We start from the raw sequence: 21,151 nt of genomic DNA, 5'->3' as shown, positions 1-21,151 counted from the left end.
ACTCCTTATCCTTGGTCATCCGGTCCCTGGACCTGCAGTTCCAGCCACTGCAGGGCATCCGCCACGCTGTAGAAGGAGCCGAACACCAGAATCTCGTCACCCTCGCCGGCCTGGGCGGCCTGCGCCTCGAGCGCCGTCGCCACCGACGGCCAGACGCTGACGCTGGCGCCCCGCGCCTGCAGCGCGGCCTGCAGCTCTTCCGCGCCACGACTGCGCGGCGTCGGCAGCGGCGCCACCGCCCAATGATCGATCAGGCCCAGCAGCGGCTCGACCACCCCGGCCAGATCCTTGTCGGCCAGCAGACCGAACACCGCCAGCCGCCGCGCCCGGGGCGGACGCTGGGCCAGGCGACCGGCCAGGTAGCAGGCCGCATGGGGGTTGTGCCCGACATCCAGCAGCAGCTCGAGCGTGCCCCCCCCCTGTGATGCCAGTTGGCGCCGATCCAGTCGACCGGTCACCCGTGTCTGGCGCAGGGCGGCGGCCACCCGGGGCGCCTCGAGCGGCAGATCAAGCAGTACGAAGGCCTGCAGGGCGAGGGCGGCATTCTCCATCGGCAGGTCGAGCAAGGGCAGATCGCCCAGCTCCAGCGGCTGACCGGCGCCATCCACCCCGCGCCAGTACCAGCCCTGCGTTGTGACCCCCAGATCGAAGTCGCGCCCGCGCAGGCGCAGCGGGCAGCCGAGCTGGCGCGCCCGCTCGAGGAGCACCGGCGGCGGATCCAGGTCGCCACAGACGACCGGCTTGCCGGCGCGGAAGATGCCGGCCTTCTCCACGGCCACGCTGTCGCGGCTGTCGCCCAACCACTCGACATGATCGATGCCGATGCTGGTGACCACCGCCAGGTCGGCGTCGATCAGGTTCACCGCATCCAGCCGACCACCCAGCCCGACCTCGAGCACCACGGCGTCCAGCGCCGCACGCTCGAACAGCCAGAAGGCCGCCAGGGTGCCCATCTCGAAGTAGGTCAGCGACGTTTCGCCACGTGCCGCCTCGACGGCAGCGAAAGCCTCGCACAGCGCCTCGTCGCTGGCCTCTCCCTCCGGCAACTGCACCCGCTCGTTGTAGCGCAGCAGGTGCGGCGAGCTGTACACGCCGACCCGCAGCCCGCTGGCACGCAGCAGGCAGGCGAGGAAGGCACAGGTCGAGCCCTTGCCGTTGGTGCCGGTGACCGTGATCACCCGCGGCGCCGGGCGACCCAGCCCCAGGCGCTGCAGCACCAGGCGCGCCCGCTCCAGCCCCATGTCGATAGACACGGGATGGAGCTGCTCGAGGTAACTCAGCCAGTCGGCGAGGCTGCGACTCATGCGCTGGCCGCGACCGGAGTCGGCTGGTGGGTCAGCTGGGCCAGCAGGCGGGCAAGGCGCGGACGCAGTTCGGCACGATGGATGATCATGTCGATGGCGCCGTGGTCGAGGAGGAACTCGCTGCGCTGGAAGCCTTCCGGCAGTTTTTCGCGCACGGTCTGCTCGATCACGCGCGGACCGGCGAAGCCGATCAGCGCCTTGGGCTCGGCGACATTGACGTCACCCAGCATGGCCAGACTGGCCGACACGCCACCGTAGACCGGGTCAGTCAGCACGGAGACGAAGGGAATGCCCTCTTCGCGCAGACGGGCGATCACCGCCGAGGTCTTGGCCATCTGCATCAGCGAGATCAGCGCTTCCTGCATCCGCGCGCCACCGGAGGCGGAGAAGCAGATCAGCGGGCAACGCTTTTCCAGGGCGACGTTGGCGGCACGCACGAAACGCTCGCCGACGATGGAGCCCATGGAGCCGCCCATGAAGGAGAACTCGAAGGCGCAGGCCACCACTTTCAGCCCCTGCAGGGTGCCGCTCATGGCCACCAGGGCATCCTTCTCGCCGGTATCCTTCTGCGCCGCCGCGAGGCGGTCCTTGTACTTCTTGCTGTCACGGAACTTCAGACGATCGACCGGCTCCAGCTCGGCTGCGATTTCCTCGCGACCCTCGGCGTCGAGGAAGAAGTTCAGGCGAGTGCGCGCGTTGATGCGCATGTGGTGGTCGCACTTGGGGCAGACATCCAGGGTCTTTTCCAGCTCGGGGCGGTAGAGCACCGCGTCGCAGGACGGGCACTTGTGCCAGAGTCCTTCTGGAACAGTACTTTTCTTCACCTCGGAACGCATGATCGAGGGAATCAGTTTGTCTACCAACCAGTTGCTCATGCTGTGTTCTCCGTAGGCCCGCGGCGTCGGGCGGCGAAAGCCGCACGACTCCACGAGCAGATTCACGTTGGGCCGCCTCGCTCGCCGGCGGCCATGATGCGTGCGGCCGCCAAGCGCCACACGCGTAAACCTCAGGTCGGCAAGGCGAGCCTTGCCGCGCTATCAGGTATGGACGGCGTCGCCACGGCGACCGTCACATGCAGGCGCGCACCGCTCCGACGAAGGCGCGCACCTTCTCCGCATCCTTGATGCCCTTGCCCGCCTCGACCCCGCCACTGACATCCACCGCCCACGGACGCACCTGGCGGATTGCCGCCGCGACGTTGTCCGGGGTCAGGCCACCGGCCAGGATGATCGGGCAGCCCGGATCCTCGGGGACCAGACTCCAGTCGAACGCCTCGCCGGTACCGCCGGGTACGCCCGGCACGAAGGTGTCCAGCAGGATACCCGCCGCCTGCGGATAGTCCGCACAGCGCGCGCGGATGTCCTCCCCCCGGCGCACGCGCAGGGCCTTGATGTAGGGACGGTGGTAGCCCGAGCACTCGGCGGCGCTCTCGTCGCCGTGGAACTGCAGCAGATCCAGCGGCACTGCGTCGAGAATTTCGTTGATCTCGCCAGGCGCGGCGTCGACGAACAACCCCACGGTAGTAACGAAGGGCGGCAGGGCCGCGACTATCGCCCGCGCCTGCTGCACGCTGACCGCCCGCGGGCTCCGCGCGTAGAACACCAGACCGATGGCATCGGCGCCGGCTGCGGCCGCCACCAGGGCATCCTCGACACGGGTAATCCCGCAGATCTTGCTGCGAACGACAGGCAACGATCGACCCTCCTGCAGGCAAAGCCGCGATGGTAACAAAAGCCCGGAACGCCGTCAGCCCGCCGCCTGGCGCGCGCTACCGGCGCTCACTCCTCGAGTGCCGAAAGGAAATGCGGCCCCAGATAGCGCGCCGGCAAGGCGAACTCGTCGGGATACTCGACCTGCACCAGATACAGACCGTAGGGGTGCGCCGTCACCCCGCCGCTGCGCCGGTCGCGGGCCGCGAGGATCTCCGCTACCCACTGCGGCTCGCGCTCGCCCGCGCCGATGCTCATCAGCACGCCGGCGATGTTGCGCACCATGTGATGCAGGAAGGCGTTGGCCCGCACATCGAGAACGATGAAGCGACCGTGCTCGATCACCCTGAGGTGATGGATGGTCTTGATCGGCGACTTGGCCTGGCACTGCACGGCACGGAACGAGGTGAAGTCGTGGGTACCGACCAGCGCCGCGGCCGCCTCGCGCATGCGCGCCACATCCAGCGGGCGGTGATTCCAGGTGATCTCCTCGGCCTGGTGCGCCGGGCGCACCGGATCGTTGTAGATCACGTAGCGATAGCGGCGAGCCACCGCGGAGAAGCGCGCATGGAAATGCGCCGGCATCGGCTGCGCCCAGGTCACGCTGATGTCGCCGGGCAGATTGGCATTGGTCCCCATGACCCAGGCCTTGAGCGGCCGCTCGACTCGGGTATCGAAATGAACCACCTGACCGCTGGCGTGGACTGCCGCATCAGTGCGCCCGGCACAGATCACCGAAACGGGTTCGGCGGCCACCTTCGACAGCGCCCTTTCCAGCGCTTCCTGCACCGAAGGCACCCCGGTCTCCTGGCGCTGCCAGCCACGATAGCGGGCGCCCTTGTACTCGACGCCGAGGGCAATTCTGGAAACGCCAACGGCAGCCACCTCGGCTGCCGCTGGCACTACTTCACTGACAATCATGCTCAGGCGATACGCCCCATCATCTCACGAGCTTCCTGCTGCTGGGTGGCATTGCCTTCCTTGAGCACCTCGTCAAGGATGTCACGAGCACCTTCGGCGTCACCCATGTCGATGTAGGCACGCGCCAGGTCGAGCTTGGTGGCAGTCTCGTCGGTGTCGGCGAGGAAGTTGAAGTCCTCGTTGCCGGTCAGCACCGGCGCAGCCTCGACATCCGGTTCGTCGAGCGAGGGCAGTTCGACCACCGCCGCAGTCGCCTGCACCACAGGGGACGAACCAGGCTCGTCCGCCTGCGGCTCGGCCAGATCCGCCTGGGCGAGGAACTCGTCGAAGGCCGCATCCAGATCCAGTTCGGCGGCGCTGGCATCGCCCATGGCCTGCAGCTCCTGCTCCAGCTCATCCAGCTCCGGCAGAGCAGCGAGTTCGGCCTCGGCCTGAGCCACAGAGACGGGCTCGGCGGCAAGACCCACGTCGGCCAGATCGAAGGAGAAATCGTCGTCCTGTCCGGACAGCGCCGCATCCGGGGCATCCAGACTCAGCTGATCCAGCTCGGCGAGCAGATCGTCCTCAGCCGGCGCAGTGGCCAGCGGAGTGACTTCGGCCTCCAGCTGCGGCGCATCCAGATCGAAGGAGAAATCATCCGCCGCCGACTGACCAGCAGTGCCGGCCAACGCATCCAGCTCCAGATCGAAGTCCAACTCGTCCGCGCTGCTTGCGGCCAGCGGCTGAGCATCGACCTCGAGGCTGGCGAAATCGTCGCCAAAACCATCCAGGGTCAGCTCATCGAGGGGCAGAGCCTCGGAGGTATCACGATTGGCGGCCAGCTCGCGCTCCAGTTCGGCCTCCAGATCATCCAGGCTCAGATCGAAACCATCATTCTCGGCGACTTGTGCAGCTTCCTGCCGCGCTTCGACCGGGGCGGCAGTCTCCCGCTCGAGGCTGTCCAGCGACAGATCGTCGAAGGCGAACTCGTCGCTCGGGGTGGCAGCCTGGGCAACTTCTTCCTGCACCTGATCCAGATCGAGGGCGTCGATAGCGCCCCCCATGGCGGCACCTGCAGCCACCGCTGCAGCGACTGCGATCATGTGCGGGTAGCGTGCACGCAACTGGTCGATCTGCGGCTGGGCACCACCGATCTCGCCCAGTTCAGCCTCCTGGCGGGCGAAACCATCGCGGTCGCCCATCTCGGCACAGACCTCCATCAGCTTCAGACGCAGGTCCGCACGCTGCGGCTCTTCGTTCAGCGCATTGCGCAGCAGCTCCGCGGCATGGCTGAAACGGCCGTAGGTGACATACATCTCGGCCTCGGCCAGCGGATCGGACTTCAGCGGGCTGGCCTTAGGCGCTTCGGCTGCCGGCGACGGAGCACCTGCCGGCGACAGGTCAGACTGAGCGTGCGGGTCGAGATCCTGAAATAACTCAGCCTCCCGGGCGGAATCATCGGCTTCGGCAGCCTTGAGCGACTTGCGACGCGAGTTGATCATCAGCCCCAGCCCTGCCAGCAGGGCCAGCGCACCGCCACCCGCAGCCAGCAGCAGCGGATTGGCCATCACTTCGTCGACCAGACTGGGCTCATAGACCGGGGCCGGCACCGGCTTGACCACCGCCGGCTTCGGCGCGGCCGGCTTGGGCGCTTCGACGACCGGAGCCGGCGCGACTACCGGGGCTGCCGCCGGCTGGGCATTCTGCTCACTCGCTGCCGCCGCAGCCGGAGTGGATACCGCCACCGAGGTGTCGGCAGGTGCCGCCTCGGCCGCCTTGCTCTCGACCGGCACGGCGCTCGGAGCAGGAGCAGCCGCGGACTCGGTCGCCTGGCTTTCGGCCGGCACCGCGGCAGTGGCGGGGACTGCGGAATCGGCGGCCAGCCCGCCCTGCAGTTTGGCGAGCTGTTCGTTCTTCAGCTCGATCAGGCGCTGCAGCTTGTCCAACTGACTCTGCAGATCAGTGAGGCGTTCCTTGAGTTCCTGATTTTCGCGCTGTGCCGTCGCCAGGCTTTCCTGATTGACGGCCAGCTTGTCGGCCAGCGCCTTGCTGCCGCCCGCGGCGCCGTTGTCGCTGCCAGCGGTGGCCTTGCCGCTGGAGGCGGAGACCAGACGCAGGTTGTCCTCGGCTGCCGTCTGAGCCGGCGCAATGCCAGCTTCGCTGCGCCGGGTGGCGTCGAGCTGGCGGGCAGCGGCGACCGGCTGCACGGCACGACCTTCGCGCCAGGCGCTGTTCTGTGCTGCGACCTGGGCGAGGGCATCGGTCTGGCTGCGGGTACGAATCTGCTCCTCGCTCGGCAAGCGCAGAACCTGGCCGCTCTTCAGACGGTTGATATTGCCGTCCAGGAAGGCATTCGGATTGAGGTCCTGAATCGCCAGCATAGTCTGGTGGACCGATACGGCATTGCTCGGACGCACGCGACTGGCCACTTCCCACAGGGTATCGTCGCGATCGGTACGATACTCGCTGCCCTCGATGCGGCGCGGCGTCGGTGCGGCGACCGCGGCCGGCGCCGCACTGGTCGGCACCGGAGCCTGCGCGGTACGGACCGGCGCCGGAGCAGCGGCGCGCGGTGCCGCCGGGGCGGCTACCGGCAGGCGCGGCGCGGCGGCGGCCACCGTCTGCGGCGAGTACAGCGGCGGATCGAGCAGCACGGTGTATTCGCGCAGCAGGCGGCCATTGGGCCACAGCACCTCGACCAGGAAGTTCAGGTAGGGCTCGCGCACCGGCTTGCTCGAAGTCACGCGGATCACGCTCTTGCCGTTGGGCTTGAGCACCGGCGTGAATTTCAGATCGGTGAGGAAGAACGGGCGGTCGACGCCAACCTTGCTGAACTCCTCGGCCGGAGCCAGCGCAGGGATCACCTCGCCGTTGCCCAGATCACGCACTTCGAGCAGCTCGATCTCGGCTTCCAGCGGCTGGTTCAGGGAGGACTTCAGCGAGATATCACCCAACCCCAGCGCGTGCGCCATGCCGGAGGACAGCGCCGAAGCGGCGGCGATTGCTAGCACCAGTTTGCGTACCCGAACCATACGTGTAATCCCTTGTTTCTTCGTGTCTCGCCAAGCGAGTCGGTGGCGTTGCCGGCAGCCCGAGCCGCACAGCAGCCGCCCCGGGAAATGCCCAGCCAGGATGGAGAAGGCCTACAAAATTTCGGCCAAGTATCTTTTACAGGGGGGGTTTAAGCAACAACTCGCCCAGTCGGACGGCATTGAGCGCCGAACCTTTTCGCACGTTATCTGATGCAATCCACAAATTGAGTTCGCACGGGTCGAGCAGCCCCGGACGCACCCTTCCGACGTACACCAGGTCCTGACCGAGAGCGTCGCCGACTGCGGTCGGATAGTCGCCCTGCTCCACCCTTTCGAGCTCCGGTGCATCATCCAGGCAGTGCAGCACCACCGGCAGATCGACCGGCTCTTCACACAGCAGGCTGACCGCCAGACTGTCGCCGAAGAACACCGGCGCCTGCACGCAGGTAGCCGCCACCGGCAGCATCGGCTCGCCCAGCACCTCGCCCAGCTCGCCGGCCAGGCGGCGCTCGTCGCGAGCGTGGCCATCGGCCTGCTCGGCACTGCTGCGTGCCAGCAGGTTGAAGGCGATCTGCCGGTCGAACAGCTGTGGTTCCAGCGGACGCGCATTGAGCAACTGGGCGGTCTGCCGGGCCAGCTCTTCGATACCCTCGCGACCGCGACCGGAGACGGCCAGACAGGCGGTCACGGTCACGCGCTTCAGCCTGAGCACCTGGCGCAACGTGGCCAGCACGCTGGCCAGCGCTACCACGGCAGGCAGCGGGCTACGCAACCAGCGGGCCGTTCCGACCTGCTGCGGATTGACCTCGGCGACGACACAGGGCGCCCGCTCGGCGGGCAGTGCGCCGCTCAGATCGACCAGCGCGCAGCCGGCCGCCTCGATGCGCGCCAGCTGGGCCGGCGCCAGCGGCTCGAGGATGAACACCAACGCGACAGCGGCGAAGTCGAAGCCGTCCACCGCCTGGACGCGCAGATTGCGCTCGCGGAACGCCGCCACCTGGCCGGCGACATCGCCGGCAGCCAGGGCGAACAGCTTGCCGACGGGAAATTCGCGCTCGTCGAGCGCCATCAGCAGCGCTTCGCCGACCAGCCCGGTGGCACCGACGACGGCAATATCGAAGGATTGACTCATGGACGACCTCAAACAAAAGGTGTGGCACTTTAGCGAGCGAAGCCGCGGCTGGGTAGGCGCCGCGGCGAGCAACGGACGACTGGCTGCCCGGATGATTGACCTGAAGCAAAAGACCCGCCGAAGCGGGTCTTTTTCAGTCGGCAACCGGCGCCAAGGCGCCTGGCGCTCAGCGCTCGAGCAGGATACGCAGCATGCGCCGCAGCGGCTCGGCCGCACCCCACAGCAGCTGGTCGCCGACGGTGAAGGCGCCGAGGTACTGCGAGCCCATGTTGAGCTTGCGCAGGCGGCCGACCGGGACGCTCAGGGTGCCGGTGACGGCGGTCGGGCTCAATTCGCGCATGCTGATCTCGCGCTGGTTCGGCACCAGCTTGACCCAGGGGTTGTGCTGGCTGATCAGGCCCTCGATGTCGGCCAGCGGCACGTCCTTGTTCAGCTTGATGGTCAGCGCCTGGCTGTGGCAGCGCATGGCGCCGATGCGCACGCACAGACCGTCGACCGGGATCGGGCTCTTGTTGCGACCGAGGATCTTGTTGGTCTCGGCCTGGCCCTTCCACTCCTCGCGGCTCTGGCCGTTGGGCAGCTCCTTGTCGATCCACGGGATCAGGCTGCCGGCCAGCGGCACGCCGAAGTGGTCGACCGGGAACTCGGTGCTGCGCTGGGTTTCGGCGACCTTGCGGTCGATGTCGAGGATGGCGCTGGCCGGGTTGGCCAGATCGTCGGCCACCGCGCTGTGGATGACGCCCATCTGCTTGATCAGCTCGCGCATGTTCTGCGCGCCGGCGCCGGAAGCGGCCTGGTAGGTCATGGCGCTCATCCACTCGACCAGACCGGCCTCGTACAGGCCGCCGAGAGCCATCAGCATCAGGCTGACGGTGCAGTTGCCGCCGATGTAGTTCTTCACCCCGTTGTCCAGCGACTGGTCGATGACCTTGCGGTTGACCGGATCGAGGACGATCACCGAGTCATCGTTCATGCGCAGGCTGGAGGCCGCGTCGATCCAGTAGCCCTGCCAGCCGGCTTCGCGCAGCTTGGGGAACACTTCGCTGGTGTAGTCGCCACCCTGGCAGGTGAGGATCACGTCGAGGGTCTTCAGCTCGTCGATGCTGTAGGCATCCTTCAGCGGGGCAATGTCCTTGCCGATCGACGGACCCTGGCCACCCACGTTGGAGGTGGTGAAGAACACCGGCTCGATCAGGTCGAAATCGCGCTCTTCCAGCATCCGCTGCATGAGCACGGAACCCACCATACCGCGCCAACCGACAAGACCTACACGCTTCATCGCAACTACACCTTTCTCGAAAAAGTGGGGCCGCCCGCGACGGGGCGGCTCCCGGACAGCTTACAGATTCCGCAGCGCGGCGACTACCGCATCGCCCATCTCGCGGGTACCGACCTTCTGGCAGCCTTCCGACCAGATGTCGCCGGTGCGCAGGCCCTGGTCCAGCACGTTGCTGACCGCCTGCTCGATGGCGTTGGCCGCCTCGACCTGGGCGAAGCTGTAGCGCAGCATCATCGACACCGAGAGGATGGTGGCCAGCGGGTTGGCGATGCCCTTGCCGGCGATGTCCGGCGCCGAGCCATGGCACGGCTCGTACATGCCCTTGTTGTTGGCGTCCAGCGAGGCCGACGGCAGCATGCCGATCGAGCCGGTGAGCATCGAGGCCTCGTCGGAGAGGATGTCGCCGAACATGTTGTCGGTGACGATCACGTCGAACTGCTTGGGCGCACGGACCAGCTGCATGGCGGCGTTGTCGACGTACATGTGCGACAGCTCGACCTCCGGATAGTCCTTGGCGACTTCCTCGACCACGGCGCGCCACAGGCGGCTGGACTCCAGCACGTTGGCCTTGTCCACCGAGCACAGCTTCTTGTTGCGCAGCATGGCCATGTCGAAGCCGACCTTGGCGATGCGGCGGATCTCGCTCTCGCTGTACGGCAGGGTGTCGAACGCCATGCGCTCGCCGTTCTCCAGCACCCGGCTCTCGCGCGGGCTGCCGAAGTAGATGCCGCCGGTCAGCTCGCGGACGATGAGGATGTCCAGGCCGGCGACCACCTCGGGCTTGAGGGTCGAGGCGCCGGCCAGCTGCGGGTAGAGCAGCGCCGGACGCAGGTTGCCGAACAGGCCCAGCTGCGAGCGGATCTTCAGCAGGCCCATCTCCGGGCGCAGCGGACGGTCGAGGTTGTCCCACTGCGGGCCGCCGACGGCGCCGAGCAGGATGGCGTCGGCCTTGCGGGCGCGCTCCAGGGTCTCGTCGGCCAGCGGGCTGCCGTACTTCTCGTAGGCAGCGCCGCCCAGCTCGTCGTAGCTCAGCTCGAAGCCCAGGCCGTACTTGTCGTTGGCGACTTCCAGCACCTTGACCGCTTCGGCGACGATCTCCGGACCGATACCATCACCCGGGAAAACCAGAATCTGCTTGCTCATTGCCTTCCTCATATCTCTTGTAGGGTGGATAACGACCAACGGCCTTATCCACCGGAATCCATGGTGGAAAACGCTGCGCGGTTTTCCACCCTACATGGGCTCTCGCTTACTTGATCGCGCCGAACAGCCAGGGGCTGGCCTGCTGGTGCTTCTCTTCGAAGGCCTTGATGGCATCGGCGTCCTGCAGGGTCAGGCCGATGTCGTCCAGGCCGTTGAGCAGGCAGTGCTTGCGGAACGGGTCGATGTCGAAGGACAGCACCTTGCCGTCCGGACGGGTCACAGTCTGCGCCGCCAGGTCGACGGTCAGCTGGTAGCCCTCACTGGCCTCGCACTGCTTGAACAGCTCGTCCACTTCCGCTTCCGGCAGGATGATCGGCAGCAGGCCGTTCTTGAAGCTGTTGTTGAAGAAGATGTCGGCGTAGCTCGGCGCGATGATGGTGCGGAAGCCGTACTCCTCGAGCGCCCACGGGGCGTGCTCGCGGGAGGAGCCGCAGCCGAAGTTCTCGCGGGCCAGCAGCACGCTGGCGCCCTGGTAGCGCGGGAAGTTCAGCACGAACTCCTGGTTGACCGGACGCTTGCTGCAATCCTGGTTCGGCTGGCCGACATCCAGGTAGCGCCACTCGTCGAACAGGTTGGGGCCGAAGCCGGTGCGCTTGATCGACTTGAGGAACTGCTTGGGAATGATCTGGTCGGTGTCGACGTTGGCGCGATCCAGCGGGCAGACCAGGCCGGTGTGTTGGGTAAAGGCTTTCATTCAGGCAATCCTCAGTTCAGCAGCTCGCGCACATCGACGAAGTGACCGGTCACCGCGGCGGCGGCGGCCATGGCCGGGCTGACCAGGTGGGTACGGCCACCGGCGCCCTGACGGCCCTCGAAGTTGCGGTTGGAGGTGGAAGCGCAGTGCTCGCCGCTCTCCAGACGGTCCGGGTTCATCGCCAGGCACATGGAGCAGCCCGGCTCGCGCCACTCGAAACCAGCCTCGATGAAGATCTTGTCCAGCCCCTCGGCCTCGGCCTGCGCCTTGACCAGGCCGGAGCCCGGCACCACCAGCGCCTGCTTGACGGTCGACGCGACCTTGCGGCCCTTGGCCACCTCGGCGGCGGCGCGCAGGTCCTCGATGCGCGAGTTGGTGCAGGAGCCGATGAACACGCGGTCCAGCTGGATGGTGGTGATCGGCTGGTCGGCGGTCAGGCCCATGTACTTGAGCGCGCGGACGATGGAGTCGCGCTTGACCGGATCGGCCTCGTTGGCCGGATTCGGCACGGTCGCATCGACCGGCAGCACCATTTCCGGCGAGGTGCCCCAGCTGACCTGCGGCTTGATCTCCTCGGCCTTGAGTTCGACCACTGTGTCGAAGTGCGCGTCGGGGTCGGAGACCAGGCCCTTCCACTGTGCCACGGCGGCATCCCAGTCGGCGCCCTTGGGCGCGAAGGTGCGGCCTTCGACGTAGGCAATGGTCTTCTCGTCGACGGCGACCAGACCGACGCGGGCGCCGGCCTCGATGGCCATGTTGCAGATGGTCATGCGGCCTTCCATCGACAGGTCGCGGATCGCGCTGCCGGCGAACTCCAGGGCATGGCCGTTGCCGCCGGCGGTGCCGATCTTGCCGATGATCGCCAGCACGATGTCCTTGGCGGTGACGCCGGCGGGCAGCTTGCCCTCCACGTTCACCAGCATGTTCTTCATCTTCTTGGCCACCAGGCACTGGGTCGCCAGCACGTGCTCGACCTCGGAGGTGCCGATGCCGTGGGCCAGCGCGCCGAAGGCGCCATGGGTGGAGGTGTGCGAGTCGCCGCAGACCACGGTCATGCCCGGCAGGGTGGCGCCCTGCTCCGGGCCGACCACGTGGACGATGCCCTGGCGCACGTCGTTCATCTTGAATTCGAGGATGCCGAAGTCGTCGCAGTTCTCGTCGAGGGTCTGCACCTGCAGGCGCGACACCTCGTCGTGGATCGACTCCAGGCCGCCCTGGCGCTCGGCCTTGGTGGTCGGCACGTTGTGGTCCGGAGTGGCGATATTGGCGTCGACGCGCCACGGCTTGCGGCCGGCCAGGCGCAGGCCCTCGAAGGCCTGCGGCGAGGTCACTTCGTGGAGGATCTGACGGTCGATGTAGATCAGCGCCGAACCATCGTCGCGCTGCTTGACCAGGTGCATGTCCCAGAGCTTGTCGTAAAGCGTCTTGCCGGCCACGGGGTATTCCTCATCGGTGGTTTCGCGTATGCGGATGTGCAGTGCGGTCGAGACCTGCCTGCCACCCTATGCCCACAGGGCTTGTGCGGTCGATCCTAGGGACTTGCCACCGATGAAGCAAATTCATATTTTTCATGCTTTGGATAACCTGACGGAATCCGAACATGGACCTGGCCAGCCTCGACACCTTCATCGCCATCGCCGAGACCGGCAGCTTCTCGGCCGCCGGCGAGCGCCTGCACCTCACCCAGCCGGCGGTCAGCAAGCGCATCGCCGCACTGGAGCAGCAGCTCGACGTGCGACTGTTCGACCGCATCGGCCGCGAGGTCAGCCTGACCGAGGCCGGTCGCGCCCTGCTGCCGCGCGCCCGCCAGGTGCTCGGCGTGCTGGACGACACCCGCCGCGCACTGAGCAACCTCAGCGGCGCGGTCGGCGGCCGGCTGACCCTGGCCACCAGCCACCATATCGGCCTGCATCGCCTGCCGCCCCTGCTGCGCGCCTTTACCCGCACCCATCCGCAGGTGGCGCTGGACATCCGCTTCCTCGACTCGGAGGTGGCCTATGAAGAAGTGCTGCACGGGCGCACCGAGCTGGCGGTGATCACCCTCGCCCCGCACACTGCCGCGCCGGTGCGCGCGGTGCCGGTGTGGGATGACCCGCTGGACTTCGTCGCCGCCCCCGAGCACCCGCTGGCCCACGGCGGCGCGGTGAGCCTGGCCGAGGTGGCGCGCCATGCGGCGGTGTTCCCCGGCGAGAACACCTTCACCCACCACATCGTCCAGCGCCTGTTCGAGCAGGCCGGCCTGCGGCCCAACGTGAGCATGAGCACCAACTACCTGGAGACCATCAAGATGCTGGTGTCGATCGGCATCGCCTGGAGCGTGCTGCCGCGCACCATGCTCGACGAGCAGGTCACGCGCCTGCCGCTGGAGGATATCCAGCTGACCCGCCAGCTCGGCTACATCGTGCACACCGAGCGCACCCTGTCCAACGCGGCACGGGCGTTCATGCAGCTGCTGGATCGGGCCGGGGTCGAGGCGCAGGTTGCGTAGGGTGGGTTAGCCGCGCAGCGGCGTAACCCACAGTCGCGACCGTAAGGTCGCGCATGGGCAAAGTGCCGAGCCTGTGGCTCGGTCGGTGGGTTACGGCCTACAGCCTAACCCACCCTACGCAGGGATGGCTTCCGGCCGCGCCAGCGCCTCGGCGTGCAGACCGAGCAGCACATCCAGCCGCGCGCAGTCCTCCTCGCGGCGGATCGTGTCGAACAGCGCCTGCGCCTCGGGATAGCTGCGCGCCAGCATCGCCAGCCACTGCTTGAGGCGGCCCGGCGCCGAGCGCGGGATCAGCCGCTGGCGGAGGATGCGCCAGAAGCGCCGCAGCAGCGGCTGGAACTCCTCCCAGGTGAGCGGCTCCGGCGCGCGGCCGGCTGCGGCGGCGGCGATCTGCCGGGCCAGGTCGGGGCGCGAGACCAGGCCACGGCCGAGCATGATGTTCGCTGCGCCGCTCACCTCGCGGCAGCGCCGCCAGTCCTCCACCGTCCAGATCTCGCCGTTGGCGTAGACGGGAACGTCGACCACCTCCTGCACCCGCGCCACCCATTCCCAGTGCGCCGGGGGGCGGTAGCCCTCGACCTTGGTGCGTGCATGCACCACCAGCATCTCCGCGCCGCCCTCGACCAGCGCGCGGGCGCAGTCCAGCGCCGGCGCCGGGCTGTCGTAGCCCAGGCGCATCTTGGCGGTCACCGGCACCGTGGCCGGCACGCTGCGGCGCACTTCGCAGAGGATCGCATGCAGCAGCTCCGGCTCCCTGAGCAACACCGCGCCGCCACGCGACTTGTTCACCGTCTTGGCCGGGCAGCCGAAGTTGAGGTCGATCGCCGGCGCGCCGAGGCTCGCGGCATAGGCGGCGTTGTCGGCCAGGCACACGGGGTCGGAGCCGAGCAACTGCAGGCGCATCGGCGTGCCGCTGGCGGTACGCCAGCCGTGGTCCAGCTCGGGAGCCAGCTTGCGGAAGCTGGACAGCGGCAGCAGGCGGTCGCAGATGCGCACGAACTCGCTGACGCACCAGTCGACGCCACCGATCTCGGTGAGCAGTTCGCGGAGGATGTCATCGACCAGGCCCTGCATGGGCGCCAGGGCAATCTGCACGGCGGGATTCTCGCGGGAATGAACGGGGCGCGGATTGTAAAGGGATGCCGTCCGGGCGGCGAGCCGCCGCCGGCGAAAGGCGCTCAGTCGGCCGCCAGCGCCCGCCCGTAGCGTTCGACGAACTCCACCGGCATGCGCCGCGGCTTGCCGCTGGACAGCTCGGCGCAGACGAAACGGGTGCGCGCACGCAGCAGGGTGGCGCCGTCGGCCGGACGGCGCAGCTGGAACTGCCGGGCAATGCTCAGCCGGCCGTCGCTCTCGACGACCCAGGTGCCCAGCTGCAGGCGCTCGCCCTCGCGGGCAGCAGCCAGATAGTCGATCTCGTGACGCACCACCAGCATGCCGCGGTCCAGGCGGCGATAGTCGTCCAGCGACAGCCCCAGAGAGCGCGAGTGCGCCCAGGCGCACTGCTCCAGCCAGCCGACGTACACCACGTTGTTGACGTGGGCGAACTCGTCGATGTGCTCGGCGCCGACCTCGATGTCGAGAACGAAGGGCGCCGGCCGCAGCCAGCTCACGCGCCGCGTTCCACGCTGGCGGCCAGGGTGCAGGCCTCGTGGGCCAGCTGGGTGATCTGGTCCCAGGCGCGGGCGCGCACCAGGCTGCTCGGCGCCACCCAGGTGCCGCCGACGCAGGCGACGTTGGGCAGGCGCAGGAAGGTCAGCAGGTTGTCCGGGTTGATGCCGCCGGTCGGACAGAAGCGGATACCGTTGAACGGTTCCTTGAAGCTCTTGAGCATCTTCACGCTGGCGTCGCCGTTGGCCGGGAACAGCTTGAGCGAGCGATAGCCCCGCTCGATGGCGAACAGTACTTCCGAGGGCGTCATCACCCCCGGCAGGTACGGCAGGCCGGCGTCCTCGGCGGCGTTGGCCAGCCGCTCGGTGCAGCCCGGGCTGACCGCGAACTGCGCGCCGGCGTCGCGCGCCTCGGCGAACTGCGGCGCATGGATCAGCGTCCCCGCGCCGACCAGCAGCTGCGGCAGCTCGCGGCGGATCGCCGCCAGCGCCTCCAGCGCGCGCGGCGTGCGCAGGGTCACCTCCAGCACCTCGATGCCACCCGCGTACAGCGCGCGGGCCAGGTCGACCGCGAGGCCGGCATCCTCGATCACCAGCACCGGCAGGACCGGGCGTGCTTGCTTGAGCACATCATCCATCGTCAGAACCATCTTCACTCCCCCCAGTCCGGGATCGAACCACCGCCGGCCGCACCGCCACGCCGGCCCAGCCGACGCCCTGCGGCGGACGGCCGCCCCATCAAGCCGCCAGTCTATCAGGAGCGCGAATAACCGAGCGCAACAGTTGGCGTCCCGATCAGGGCGCCCAGTGTATCTGCAGGCGATTGCCGGCCTGTTGCAGCAGCGCATGCACGGGCAGATGGCGGGTTGCCGGCCGATCCGCCAACACCGCCTCGAGCAGCGCCCGCTTGGCCTCGCCGAACACCAGCAGCCCCAGCCAGTCGCTGCGCAGCAGCAGCGCGAGGTTCGGCGTCAGGCGCAGCCGCGGCTCCACTGGCGCCTCGCCTACCAGTGCGGTGGGCACGGCCTCGGCCGCCAGGGCCGCCGCGAGCCCCGGCATGCCGGGAAACAGCGAAGCGAAGTGGCCATCCTCGCCCATCCCCAGCAGCACCGCGGTGAGCGGCAGCCTGGCGCGCAACGATTTTCCCCAGCCCTGCGCCGCCAGCTGCGGCGTCGCTCCCTGACGCGGATCGATCAGTAGCGCCTGCGGCAGCGCCCGACGCAGCAAAAGCAGGTTGCTGGCCGGGTCGTCCGCCGCCACCCAGCGCTCGTCGCTGGGCGACACCTCGACCTGCGTCCAGTCCAGGTCCAGTCGCGCCAAGTTCTGCAGCAGGAGTTGCGGAGTCTGTCCGCCGGGCAGGAGCAAACGAGCAAGTCCGGCGCTCCGCCGGGCAGCCAGACGGGAGACCAGTACCTGCGCCAGCTCGGCGGCGCAGGTGTCACGGTCAGGATACCGGTGAAGAACGGGAAGACTCATGGCTGGCCCCACCAGAAGGATGAGGGCCATGATGCGGCATTCGTCGCGCCGTGCAAGAGCCGGACGGCTCAGTGCACGCCATGCTGATGGAAGAAGGACACGTAGGCCTTGTCGACCTTGAGGATGTGGTGCGCCAGCCAGTCGGCGAGCAGGGAGAGGGTTTCGTTGCCGGAGACCTCGCCGGCCTCGTGGCGCTGCAGCAGGCTCATGACCTGGGCGATGAACTGGTCGTGCTGGGCCTTGTGGGCAGCGCTTTCCGGATAGCCGAGGCGCTGGAAGAGTTCCTCCTCGACGATGAAGTGGTTGACCGTGTAGTCCATCAGCCCCTCCAGCACCGCACCGACCTCTGCGGCCCCCGTCGCGTCACTGGCCAGGCTGTCGTACAGCTGGTTGGTCTGGTTGACCAGCCAGCGGTGTTGCTCGTCGATCTGCTCAATACCGACTTCGAGTTCGCTGCTCCACGGCATGAAAGTCATGTTGTCTGTCCGTCCCGAGGTAGTAATCGTTATTAGAATGGCTGCCAGCTTGGCGGCTCTGGCCAGCTTATCCCGCATGAAAAGTGCGGGCAACGTACCCAGATCAATTGACAGTGTGATGACAGTCGCAGCATCGCGATGCGCGAGCCAGAGCGGCGCATGGCGAATCGGAGAGGAAGGGGGCGGCGCGGAAAAACAAAAAGGGCCATTTCAAAACTCGGAATGACCCTCTTGATCCCAGAACGGGAAAATTGGCGTCCCCTAGGGGACTCGAACCCCTGTTACCGCCGTGAAAGGGCGGTGTCCTAGGCCACTAGACGAAGGGGACGTAAACCTTCGTACGATCCGCTGGCGGACCGCTGGGAATTGGTGGAGCTAGACGGGATCGAACCGTCGACCTCTTGCATGCCATGCAAGCGCTCTCCCAGCTGAGCTATAGCCCCAAGTACCGCTTGAGCTGCACCACCTTGGCAGTGCGCTGGAATAGTGGCGTCCCCTAGGGGACTCGAACCCCTGTTACCGCCGTGAAAGGGCGGTGTCCTAGGCCACTAGACGAAGGGGACGTAAACCTTCGTACGATCCGCTGGCGGACCGCTGGAAATTGGTGGAGCTAGACGGGATCGAACCGTCGACCTCTTGCATGCCATGCAAGCGCTCTCCCAGCTGAGCTATAGCCCCAAGTACCGCTTGAGCTGCACCACCTTGGCAGTGCGCTGGAATAGTGGCGTCCCCTAGGGGACTCGAACCCCTGTTACCGCCGTGAAAGGGCGGTGTCCTAGGCCACTAGACGAAGGGGACGCAATCCTTCGTGCAACCCGCCGTTACCGCCTGGCGTGTCGCTGGAAATTTGGTGGAGCTAGACGGGATCGAACCGTCGACCTCTTGCATGCCATGCAAGCGCTCTCCCAGCTGAGCTATAGCCCCACTTTCGTGGTTGCTTCGCCTGCGAGCCTGGCTCGTCGTGAAGCGGGGCGAATGTTAAAGGCCCTTGGAGAGCTCGTCAACACCTTCGCCATTTTTTTCCGTTTTTTTTTCGTTGGCAGAACAATCACTTAGGGAATGCAGTGGCGGGCGCCCCGCCACTGCAACCGCCTCAGACGATCTCCGCCAGCAGCTTCTCCCACTCCTTGGTTTCCTTCTTCGACACGCCGCCGAGCAGCTCGACGGCCTGGCGCAGGCGGAACCGGGACAGGTCGGGACCGAGGATCTCCATGGCGTCGAGCACCGATACCGAGCTGGCCTGGCCGCTGATGGCCGGGAAGATCAGCGGCATCAGGTCGCGCAGCTTGTAGCCGAGGTGCTCGGCGACCTTCTGGATGATCGCGGTGATGTTGTCCTTGTTCCACTGGCGCAGCGCTTCCAGCTTCCAGAGGATCAGCTGCAGCGCCTGGCGCACCTGCTCGGGCGACAGCTTCTTGTGCTCGAACAGCTTCGCATCGGGATTGACCCCGCCCATGAAGAAGAAGCCGGCCAGCGGCGCCAGCTGACTGAAGGTCTCGACGCGGCTCTGCGCGTGCGGGGCGATCTTCATCAGGTACTCGGGGTTGAGCGCCCACTTCTGCACCTCGGCGGCGAACTGCTCGACCGACAGCTCGCGCAGCCACTGGCCGTTCAGCCAGGACAGCTTCTCGATGTCGAAGATCGGCCCGCCCAGCGACACGCGGCTGACGTCGAAGTGCTCGATCATCTCGGCCAGCGAGAATTTCTCGCGCTCGTCGGGCATCGACCAGCCCATGCGGCCGAGGTAGTTGAGCATCGCCTCGGGCAAAAAGCCCATGCGCTGGTAGAAGGTGATCGAGGTCGGATTCTTGCGCTTGGACAGCTTGGACTTGTCCGGATTGCGCAAGAGCGGCATGTACACCAGCTTGGGCTGCTCCCAGCCGAAGTACTCGTACAGCTTGATCAGCTTGGGCGCCGACGGCAGCCACTCCTCGCCGCGCAGCACGTGGGTGATGCCCATCAGGTAGTCGTCGACCACGTTGGCGAGGAAGTAGGTGGGCAGACCGTCGGTCTTCATCAGCACCTGCATGTCCATGCGATCCCAGGGGATCTCCACGTCGCCGCGTAGCAGGTCCGGCACCACGCAGACGCCTTCCGTCGGCACCTTCATGCGGATCACGTTGGGCTCGCCGGCGGCCAGGCGCTGCTGCACTTCGTCCCTGGAGAGGTGCATGCAGTGACCGTCGTAGCGCGGGGTTTCCTTGTTGGCCATCTGCTCGGCGCGCACCGCATCGAGGCGCTCGGCGCTGCAGAAGCAGTGGAAGGCGTGGCCCTTGTCCACCAGCTCGTCGGCGTACTGCTTGTAGATGTGGCCGCGCTCGCTCTGCCGGTACGGGCCGTGCGGGCCGCCGACGTCCGGACCCTCGTCCCACTCGATGCCCAGCCAGCGCAGGGCGTCGAAGATCTGCTGCTCCGACTCGCGGCTGGAGCGCAGCTGGTCGGTGTCCTCGATGCGCAGGATGAACTGGCCGCCGTGCTGACGGGCGAAGCACAGGTTGAACAGGGCGATGTAGGCGGTGCCAACGTGCGGATCGCCGGTGGGCGACGGCGCGATGCGGGTACGGACGGTGGTCATGGGACTCTCGAACTGAGCGGTTGTGCAAAGGCCAAATGGTAGCAGCCGCGGCGCCCGCCGCTCCAGCCATCCCCCGGAAACGACGAAGCCCGGCAATGCCGGGCTCCGCGCGCCGGACAAAGGGCTTCAGAACGGCTTGATCGCCACCTTGAGCACGCCGTCGCGCTGATGGGAGAACAGGTCGTAGGCGTCGACGATCTGCTCGAGCTTGTACTCGTGGGTGACCAGCGCACCGAGGTCGACCCGCCCGGAAGCCACCACGTTGAGCAGGCGGCGCATGCGCTCCTTGCCGCCCGGGCACAGCGAGGTGACGATCTTGTTGTCGCCGAGGCCGGCGTGGAAGGCGCCCAGCGGGATGGTCAGGTCGCTGGAATACACGCCCAGGCTGGACAGGGTGCCGCCCGGCTTGAGCACGCGCAGGGCGTTTTCGAAGGTCGACTGCAGGCCGAGCGCCTCGATCGAGGCGTCCACACCGCGACCGCCGGTCAGCTTGAGGATCTCCTCGACCACGTCCACCTCGCGGAAGTTAAGGGTCACGTCGGCGCCCAGCTTGCGGGCGATCTCCAGGCGCTCGTTGACCCCGTCCACGGCGATGATCAGGCTCGCCCCGCGCAGCTTGGCGCCGGCGGTGGCGCACAGGCCGATCGGCCCTTGGGCGAACACCGCGACCACGTCGCCGATCTTGATGTTGGCCGCCTCGGCGCCGGCGAAGCCGGTGGACATGATATCCGGGCACATCAGCACCTGCTCGTCGGTGAGGCCGTCCGGCACCGGCGCCAGGTTGGCCTGGGCGTCGGGCACCAGCACGTACTCGGCCTGGGTGCCGTCGATGGTGTTGCCGAAGCGCCAGCCGCCCATCGGCTTGTAGCCGTGGCAGGAGCAACCGCCGTCCTGGGCCGGGTAGCCGTCCTGGCAGGCGTAGGAGGTGAAGCTCGGGCAGATCGCCCCGGCGATCACCCGCTGGCCTTCCTGGTAGCCCTGCACGTTGCTGCCGAGCTTCTCGATGATGCCCACCGGCTCGTGGCCGACGGTCAGCCCCTTGGCCACCGGATACTCGCCCTTGAGGATGTGCACGTCGGTGCCGCAGATGGTGGTGGTGGTGATGCGCACCAGTGCGTCGTTGGGGCCCACCGGCGGGATCGGCTTGTCGACCAGCTCGATACGCCCGGGTTCTACGAAGACGGCGGCTTTCATCATGGTCATCGCAACACTCCTTGCTACTGTGGCGCCGGTCTGCCCGGCCAACAGCCTCTGACTCTAGTCGAAGCCGGAT

General features: G+C 67.3%; 18 protein-coding genes and 6 tRNA genes. 1 reads left to right on the top strand and 23 read right to left on the bottom strand.

The window, feature by feature from the left end:
* Nucleotides 1-5: 5 nt before the first annotated feature.
* The 10 genes from folC to leuC form a co-directional block, all read right to left on the bottom strand.
* Nucleotides 6-1,304: a bifunctional tetrahydrofolate synthase/dihydrofolate synthase gene (folC, locus tag BLT78_RS01600; RefSeq protein WP_090347303.1), complete on the bottom strand. Its 1,299-nt coding sequence runs from the start codon at nucleotides 1,302-1,304 to the stop codon at nucleotides 6-8.
* Nucleotides 1,301-2,179: an acetyl-CoA carboxylase, carboxyltransferase subunit beta gene (gene accD, locus BLT78_RS01595; RefSeq protein ID WP_090347302.1), complete on the bottom strand. Its 879-nt coding sequence runs from the start codon at nucleotides 2,177-2,179 to the stop codon at nucleotides 1,301-1,303. The genes folC and accD overlap by 4 nt, the downstream gene beginning before the upstream one ends.
* A gap of 193 nt (nucleotides 2,180-2,372) precedes the next feature.
* Nucleotides 2,373-2,996 (bottom strand): phosphoribosylanthranilate isomerase, encoded by a 624-nt coding sequence (locus tag BLT78_RS01590; RefSeq protein ID WP_090347301.1) that lies wholly within the window; start codon nucleotides 2,994-2,996, stop codon nucleotides 2,373-2,375.
* A gap of 86 nt (nucleotides 2,997-3,082) precedes the next feature.
* Entirely contained in the window at nucleotides 3,083-3,934 is an 852-nt protein-coding gene (truA, locus tag BLT78_RS01585) for a tRNA pseudouridine(38-40) synthase TruA (RefSeq protein WP_090347300.1), read from the bottom strand.
* A gap of 2 nt (nucleotides 3,935-3,936) precedes the next feature.
* Nucleotides 3,937-6,945, bottom strand: coding sequence for a FimV/HubP family polar landmark protein (locus BLT78_RS01580; protein ID WP_090347299.1), 3,009 nt, complete (start codon nucleotides 6,943-6,945; stop codon nucleotides 3,937-3,939).
* A 136-nt stretch (nucleotides 6,946-7,081) separates the two neighbouring features.
* The gene (locus BLT78_RS01575) at nucleotides 7,082-8,077 is read right to left on the bottom strand and encodes an aspartate-semialdehyde dehydrogenase (protein ID WP_090347298.1); all 996 of its coding nucleotides are present in this window, start codon (nucleotides 8,075-8,077) and stop codon (nucleotides 7,082-7,084) included.
* Nucleotides 8,078-8,243: 166 nt separating this feature from the next.
* Nucleotides 8,244-9,356, bottom strand: a complete 1,113-nt coding sequence (gene asd / locus BLT78_RS01570) for an aspartate-semialdehyde dehydrogenase (RefSeq protein WP_090347297.1) — start codon at nucleotides 9,354-9,356, stop codon at nucleotides 8,244-8,246.
* A gap of 60 nt (nucleotides 9,357-9,416) precedes the next feature.
* Nucleotides 9,417-10,499, bottom strand: coding sequence for a 3-isopropylmalate dehydrogenase (leuB, locus tag BLT78_RS01565; protein ID WP_090347296.1), 1,083 nt, complete (start codon nucleotides 10,497-10,499; stop codon nucleotides 9,417-9,419).
* 106 nt (nucleotides 10,500-10,605) lie between these two features.
* Nucleotides 10,606-11,253, bottom strand: coding sequence for a 3-isopropylmalate dehydratase small subunit (leuD, locus tag BLT78_RS01560; protein WP_090347295.1), 648 nt, complete (start codon nucleotides 11,251-11,253; stop codon nucleotides 10,606-10,608).
* 11 nt (nucleotides 11,254-11,264) lie between these two features.
* Nucleotides 11,265-12,689 carry a 3-isopropylmalate dehydratase large subunit gene (gene leuC, locus BLT78_RS01555; protein ID WP_090347294.1) on the bottom strand — a complete coding sequence of 475 codons (1,425 nt, stop codon included), beginning with the start codon at nucleotides 12,687-12,689 and terminating at the stop codon, nucleotides 11,265-11,267.
* Nucleotides 12,690-12,853: 164 nt separating this feature from the next.
* Here leuC and BLT78_RS01550 point away from each other — a divergent pair, with 164 nt between their 5' ends.
* Nucleotides 12,854-13,741 (top strand): LysR family transcriptional regulator, encoded by an 888-nt coding sequence (locus BLT78_RS01550; RefSeq protein WP_090347293.1) that lies wholly within the window; start codon nucleotides 12,854-12,856, stop codon nucleotides 13,739-13,741.
* A gap of 114 nt (nucleotides 13,742-13,855) precedes the next feature.
* Here BLT78_RS01550 and BLT78_RS01545 read toward each other — a convergent pair whose 3' ends face one another.
* The 13 genes from BLT78_RS01545 to BLT78_RS01485 form a co-directional block, all read right to left on the bottom strand.
* Nucleotides 13,856-14,836: a tRNA dihydrouridine synthase gene (locus BLT78_RS01545; protein WP_090347292.1), complete on the bottom strand. Its 981-nt coding sequence runs from the start codon at nucleotides 14,834-14,836 to the stop codon at nucleotides 13,856-13,858.
* An 83-nt stretch (nucleotides 14,837-14,919) separates the two neighbouring features.
* Nucleotides 14,920-15,354, bottom strand: coding sequence for an acyl-CoA thioesterase (locus BLT78_RS01540; protein WP_090347291.1), 435 nt, complete (start codon nucleotides 15,352-15,354; stop codon nucleotides 14,920-14,922).
* On the bottom strand, nucleotides 15,351-16,001 hold the full coding sequence (locus BLT78_RS01535) for a bifunctional 4-hydroxy-2-oxoglutarate aldolase/2-dehydro-3-deoxy-phosphogluconate aldolase (protein WP_090347290.1): 651 nt from the start codon (nucleotides 15,999-16,001) through the stop codon (nucleotides 15,351-15,353). The genes BLT78_RS01540 and BLT78_RS01535 overlap by 4 nt, the downstream gene beginning before the upstream one ends.
* Nucleotides 16,002-16,146: 145 nt before the next feature.
* Nucleotides 16,147-16,857 carry a 6-phosphogluconolactonase gene (locus BLT78_RS01530; RefSeq protein ID WP_090347289.1) on the bottom strand — a complete coding sequence of 237 codons (711 nt, stop codon included), beginning with the start codon at nucleotides 16,855-16,857 and terminating at the stop codon, nucleotides 16,147-16,149.
* Nucleotides 16,858-16,895: 38 nt separating this feature from the next.
* Nucleotides 16,896-17,303, bottom strand: a complete 408-nt coding sequence (locus BLT78_RS01525) for a bacteriohemerythrin (RefSeq protein WP_090347288.1) — start codon at nucleotides 17,301-17,303, stop codon at nucleotides 16,896-16,898.
* 252 nt (nucleotides 17,304-17,555) lie between these two features.
* A tRNA-Glu gene (locus BLT78_RS01520) sits at nucleotides 17,556-17,631 on the bottom strand.
* A gap of 39 nt (nucleotides 17,632-17,670) precedes the next feature.
* Nucleotides 17,671-17,746: transfer RNA gene (locus tag BLT78_RS01515), tRNA-Ala, on the bottom strand.
* 44 nt (nucleotides 17,747-17,790) lie between these two features.
* A tRNA-Glu gene (locus BLT78_RS01510) sits at nucleotides 17,791-17,866 on the bottom strand.
* 39 nt (nucleotides 17,867-17,905) lie between these two features.
* A tRNA-Ala gene (locus BLT78_RS01505) sits at nucleotides 17,906-17,981 on the bottom strand.
* Nucleotides 17,982-18,025: 44 nt separating this feature from the next.
* Nucleotides 18,026-18,101: transfer RNA gene (locus BLT78_RS01500), tRNA-Glu, on the bottom strand.
* A 50-nt stretch (nucleotides 18,102-18,151) separates the two neighbouring features.
* A tRNA-Ala gene (locus tag BLT78_RS01495) sits at nucleotides 18,152-18,227 on the bottom strand.
* Nucleotides 18,228-18,396: 169 nt separating this feature from the next.
* Nucleotides 18,397-19,878, bottom strand: a complete 1,482-nt coding sequence (gene gltX / locus BLT78_RS01490) for a glutamate--tRNA ligase (RefSeq protein ID WP_090347287.1) — start codon at nucleotides 19,876-19,878, stop codon at nucleotides 18,397-18,399.
* 126 nt (nucleotides 19,879-20,004) lie between these two features.
* Complete coding sequence (locus BLT78_RS01485; RefSeq protein WP_090347286.1) at nucleotides 20,005-21,081, bottom strand: NAD(P)-dependent alcohol dehydrogenase; 1,077 nt, start codon at nucleotides 21,079-21,081, stop codon at nucleotides 20,005-20,007.
* Between the last annotated feature and the right edge of the window lie 70 nt (nucleotides 21,082-21,151).

The organism is Pseudomonas oryzae (assembly GCF_900104805.1).
Lineage (GTDB): Bacteria > Pseudomonadota > Gammaproteobacteria > Pseudomonadales > Pseudomonadaceae > Geopseudomonas > Geopseudomonas oryzae.
The sequence above is the reverse complement of the archived record's forward strand: the minus strand, read 5'-3'. Positions and strand labels throughout refer to the sequence as shown.

Bases quoted from the DNA above. Each gene is read 5' to 3' on its own strand.
- asd (WP_090347297.1), bottom strand. From the start codon at position 9,356: ATGAAGCGTGTAGGTCTTGTCGGTTGGCGCGGTATGGTGGGTTCCGTG.
- BLT78_RS01485 (WP_090347286.1), bottom strand. From the start codon at position 21,081: ATGACCATGATGAAAGCCGCCGTCTTCGTAGAACCCGGGCGTATCGAG.
- BLT78_RS01530 (WP_090347289.1), bottom strand. From the start codon at position 16,857: ATGGCCCTCATCCTTCTGGTGGGGCCAGCCATGAGTCTTCCCGTTCTT.
- folC (WP_090347303.1), bottom strand. From the start codon at position 1,304: ATGAGTCGCAGCCTCGCCGACTGGCTGAGTTACCTCGAGCAGCTCCAT.
- BLT78_RS01550 (WP_090347293.1), top strand. From the start codon at position 12,854: ATGGACCTGGCCAGCCTCGACACCTTCATCGCCATCGCCGAGACCGGC.
- BLT78_RS01525 (WP_090347288.1), bottom strand. From the start codon at position 17,303: ATGACTTTCATGCCGTGGAGCAGCGAACTCGAAGTCGGTATTGAGCAG.
- gltX (WP_090347287.1), bottom strand. From the start codon at position 19,878: ATGACCACCGTCCGTACCCGCATCGCGCCGTCGCCCACCGGCGATCCG.
- BLT78_RS01535 (WP_090347290.1), bottom strand. From the start codon at position 16,001: ATGGTTCTGACGATGGATGATGTGCTCAAGCAAGCACGCCCGGTCCTG.
- accD (WP_090347302.1), bottom strand. From the start codon at position 2,179: ATGAGCAACTGGTTGGTAGACAAACTGATTCCCTCGATCATGCGTTCC.
- BLT78_RS01575 (WP_090347298.1), bottom strand. From the start codon at position 8,077: ATGAGTCAATCCTTCGATATTGCCGTCGTCGGTGCCACCGGGCTGGTC.
- BLT78_RS01580 (WP_090347299.1), bottom strand. From the start codon at position 6,945: ATGGTTCGGGTACGCAAACTGGTGCTAGCAATCGCCGCCGCTTCGGCG.
- leuB (WP_090347296.1), bottom strand. From the start codon at position 10,499: ATGAGCAAGCAGATTCTGGTTTTCCCGGGTGATGGTATCGGTCCGGAG.
- truA (WP_090347300.1), bottom strand. From the start codon at position 3,934: ATGATTGTCAGTGAAGTAGTGCCAGCGGCAGCCGAGGTGGCTGCCGTT.
- leuD (WP_090347295.1), bottom strand. From the start codon at position 11,253: ATGAAAGCCTTTACCCAACACACCGGCCTGGTCTGCCCGCTGGATCGC.